This window comes from Mycobacterium sp. IS-1264 (assembly GCF_001954195.1).
GTDB lineage: Bacteria > Actinomycetota > Actinomycetes > Mycobacteriales > Mycobacteriaceae > Mycobacterium.
In genome coordinates this window covers 1-997 of record NZ_MBES01000051.1, presented here as the reverse complement: position 1 = coordinate 997, position 997 = coordinate 1, and the positions used below count along the sequence as shown (strand labels likewise).

Here is a 997-nt window from a genome sequence, read left to right as displayed (position 1 = left end):
ATCGACATCCACAGCTGGCCGTCACACTCGCCGCGGTCATGGACGGAAACAAGGTGCGGATGCCACAGCGACGACGCCAAGTCGGCCTCCCTGATGAACCGATCCCGGTAGTCGGGTTGACTGGATAGCTGGTCGTTCAGAATCTTGAGGGCGTCCCGCCGCGGCAACCGTGGGTGCTGAGCGAGGTAGACATCACCCATCGCACCGGTCCCTAATAGCGACACGATGGTGTAGCCGGCGAACGAGGCACCGCTCATCAACGGCATGCGCAAATGTTAACGACGCCCATCGCCGGTTGTTCAAGAATGCACCGCTACGCACTATCCCGAGTCGACGCTGTTTTTGTCGGAGTGTCACTGGTCAGCCGCTGCGCTTGTAGTATGCGGCGCATGCCGCTAGAGGAAGGGGCGGATTTCGCCGGGTTCACCGTGGTGCGGCTGTTGGGCAGCGGCGGAATGGGTGAGGTCTATTTGGCTCGACATCCGCGGTTGCCCAGGCTGGAAGCGCTGAAGGTTTTGCGCGCCGATGTCTCCGCCGACCCAAGTTTTCGAGAGCGGTTCATTCGAGAGGCCGACTTAGCGTCGTCGCTGTGGCATCCACACATCGTTGAGGTGTATGACCGGGGCGAATTCGAGGGTGATTTGTGGATCGCGATGCGCTACGTCGACGGGTTCGATACCCGTCGAGTGCTTCGGGAAAGCTGTCCGTCCGGAATGCCGGCTGCCGATGCGCGGACCGTAATTGCCGGCGTCGCCAGCGCGCTGGATTATGCCCACCAGAAAGGCCTGCTGCACCGCGATGTCAAGCCGGCCAATATCCTGCTGACCCGTCCACAGGGCGGAAAGCAACGTATCTTGTTGACCGACTTCGGCATTGCCCGCAATCGGGACGAGATCAGTGGTCTTACACAGACAAACATGACCGTTGGTACGGCCGCCTACGCAGCGCCCGAACAGTTGATGGGCGGCCACATCGATGGACGGGCCGATCAGTACGC

General features: G+C 61.1%; 1 protein-coding gene and 1 pseudogene. One reads left to right on the top strand and one right to left on the bottom strand.

The window, feature by feature from the left end:
- Positions 1-266: pseudogene (locus tag A5744_RS08915) on the bottom strand (serine/threonine protein kinase); the annotation flags it as partial.
- Between the two features lie 123 nt (positions 267-389).
- Between A5744_RS08915 and A5744_RS08910 the strand changes: the two are divergent.
- On the top strand, positions 390-997 hold a 608-nt coding region (locus A5744_RS08910; protein ID WP_139331292.1), incomplete at its 3' end, for a serine/threonine-protein kinase.